The sequence below is a fragment of the Paraburkholderia sp. CNPSo 3281 genome (genome assembly GCF_024206515.1).
Taxonomy (GTDB): Bacteria; Pseudomonadota; Gammaproteobacteria; order Burkholderiales; family Burkholderiaceae; genus Paraburkholderia; species Paraburkholderia nodosa.
Genome location: NZ_JAMBPS010000127.1, coordinates 1 through 2,506, shown reverse-complemented (window position 1 = coordinate 2,506; position 2,506 = coordinate 1). Strand labels below are relative to the sequence as shown.

Annotated in this window: 4 protein-coding genes and 2 pseudogenes; 3 read left to right on the top strand and 3 right to left on the bottom strand. The window is 56.4% G+C overall.

Translation table 11 applies throughout. The features are described 5' to 3' along the window. The 3 genes from M3I56_RS40370 to M3I56_RS40360 all read left to right on the top strand — a co-directional run. Window positions 1-236, top strand: a 236-nt coding sequence (locus M3I56_RS40370) for a transposase (protein ID WP_254345934.1), incomplete at its 5' end; no start/stop codon positions are given. 160 nt (window positions 237-396) lie between these two features. After that, window positions 397-615: a putative nitrogen fixation protein NifT gene (gene nifT / locus M3I56_RS40365; protein ID WP_133189640.1), complete on the top strand. Its 219-nt coding sequence runs from the start codon at window positions 397-399 to the stop codon at window positions 613-615. Between the two features lies 1 nt (window position 616). Further along, on the top strand, window positions 617-895 hold the full coding sequence (locus tag M3I56_RS40360; RefSeq protein ID WP_254346621.1) for a hypothetical protein: 279 nt from the start codon (window positions 617-619) through the stop codon (window positions 893-895). Between the two features lie 572 nt (window positions 896-1,467). On the opposite strand, the gene M3I56_RS41845 is transcribed toward M3I56_RS40360, so the two are convergent. From M3I56_RS41845 to M3I56_RS40350, 3 genes and pseudogenes are all read right to left on the bottom strand, one after another. Next, window positions 1,468-1,806, bottom strand: coding sequence for a neprosin family prolyl endopeptidase (locus M3I56_RS41845; protein ID WP_375541885.1), 339 nt, complete (start codon window positions 1,804-1,806; stop codon window positions 1,468-1,470). Window positions 1,807-1,859: 53 nt separating this feature from the next. Then, window positions 1,860-2,156: pseudogene (locus M3I56_RS41840) on the bottom strand (neprosin family prolyl endopeptidase); the annotation flags it as partial. A gap of 138 nt (window positions 2,157-2,294) precedes the next feature. After that, window positions 2,295-2,506 (bottom strand): annotated as a pseudogene (locus tag M3I56_RS40350) (IS5/IS1182 family transposase); the annotation flags it as partial.

The following is a 2,506-nucleotide window of genomic DNA, read 5'->3' as shown; positions in this document are numbered from 1 at the left end:
CGCATCGCAACGTGCGCCTGCACTTCACGCCGACCTACTCGTCGTGGCTGAACCAGGTGGAGAACTGGTTCTCGCGCATCCAGCGCGATGTGATCGCTCGCGGCATCTTCACTTCGGTGAAGGATCTGGATCGCAAACTGATGCGCTATATCAGCGAGCACAACAAAAGCCCGAAGCCGATCAAGTGGAAGTATGACGATCCATCGCGCCGGGTTCGACCGGTGCCAATTCAATGACGCAGTGGACTAGTGAGCCGCTCGATGATGGTGGACTCCCTTAACTCAGCCTGTTTGTGTGGGATAAGGCGGCATCGTACTGCGCACGTGCGGCATATCCGCCGGTTGTCGCAGCCATACGTCCGGCGGGAATCGCTTAACCAACCCGGGAGATATAAACGTGAAGGTCACGATCCGAAAGGATGACAATGGCGTATTCAGGGCTTATGTTCCGAAGAAGGATCTCGAGGAGCCAATCGTCTCCATCGATGGAGCGCAGCTGTGGGGTGCACGTATTACGCTTGCTAACGGCTGGCAGTTTCAGTTGCCCGAACTTGCGAACGACACCACGCTTCCGGTAACTGTCGAGGCGCGGCGCGTGTCAGGTGGGTGCGAATGACATGGGCCTTACTGTGGAACAGATCCATGCGATAACTGAGCTGGTTTGTACCGAACCGACGCTGCTGGAAGCCGCGGTAATTTGGCGAAAGCGCTATCCCGAGGTGCGCATCATTCGGATCACCGCGGTCGAGCTAAGCGATGAGAAGCCCTTCCTCGAGTTCCGTGGTCGCCGGGTCTATCTAGCGACATGGACAGGCATTTGCATTAACGTGACCACGGACGCAGCGAAAGCGGATCTGCTAATACTGGCAGAGGAGGCGTTTTACGATGGCGACTGAAGAAACCGCACGCGAGCTGGCCTACCGGACCACGACGATCCAGGTTGTTTTCGCGGGCTTTCGAGTCGTTAGAGGATGCCGTTGTCGCGGTGACTCGACGCTTGGCAGCTCGATGGCCCTGCGTGTGCTGGGCATTGGGACGGGTGACGCAATTACCAGCGCACCCCGCACGCCCCATCCCATAGACTGCACGTTGAATTACCGTGGCCGGCTTAGGGCCTTGCCTGTATTTGCCGATATCAACCTGACTCGACGTGAAGAGGACGGTGCAGAATATCGGTAAGCGGACGTACGCAATTAGTCAGTGACGGCGAACGCTTGGCCTACGAATTACAATACCTGTTTTGGGTGACAGGAAGGTGGTTTGAGCGTCGGTGTCGAACGGTTCTCGTGTGCAGTTTAAGGCTGGCACCGGGTGAGCTCTCCGCCTCGTTCGGCATCGCGCACATAGAAGGCCTCGATGAACCAATTGCCAAACGCAACATGTGGAAACCTCGCTAGCGCGAAGCCTCGGGGCGTCAGGCGGTGCTATGCATCATAGAACAATACTAATCGCGCGCTCTATGCCGTCTTCATCTGCACTGTGTTCCGCCCGGGCCACCAACGAAGGTGTATCGGGTCCACCAACTCGGATCGTGGTTATCGGCGGGAATATTACCGCCATCTCCGTTGCTGAATGGCCCGGCCGCGTGGTAGCAACTCGATTGTCCCCACAAGTGCGGATCATCCCAGGCCTTGTAGTAGTAGAGGTTGCGCTGATAAGCTGCATGGCCATATAGTTGACTCTCCCAATTACCACTACCCGCGCCTGGCCAAGACGTAAGCCCAGTTGTTTCTGTTCCAAACCCAATCGACGTCGCGTTATGACTGTTCTGTCCGCTTTGATAGAGCTCCGCGGGGTAGTAACCAATCGCGACGCCGTTACGAAAGAGCCACCAGTTCCCGTGTGCGTAGCGACGATTTCGGCACTGAACTCGTGCTGTTGACCGCCGGGAAAACTGACGTCAACTAACGCGCCCCCGAGCACCGCTTTCTCCGAAATCTGCACGAAATCCCCGCGGCTGTTGTTCCGGCATCCGGTGTTCGCGTAGTTATCGGCGGTGCTGTATATGAAGAAGTGCGGCAGATTGTCCGCAAACATGGAAGGAGAGACTACCCAGCCGGTCTCTTCTGACTGAAGAGGGTTTGCACCGCAGGCTCTGTCTCCACCAAGGATCCAGATCTGGGACAAACTGAAATACTGACCCGCTGCAGCATCCACTTTCGGATTCCGGACATTGAATGTGACGTTGCCTCCGAGGTTCTCCACGTTTTGCACGAATGTCGCATATTTGTGTGCATAAGAATCCGCGAGAGTAATTGGTCGCCCCTGAACAATTCGTTTTGGCCGTCGTCGGCGTCAGCCGGCGGATGCTCTCTGATCGACAGGGATGAACAGGGCGATGAGAACAATGGTGTAAAAAAACCGCAGCTTCCTCAGGATCATCCGCAGGTTGTGACCAGCTCCGCATAGCACAGCGTGCATCGCGTCACCAAGCGTTCCCTTCAGCCAGTTCCGATCGAGTTTGCCATCTGTCTTCATGTGGCCGATGGCTGGCTCAATCGCACTGC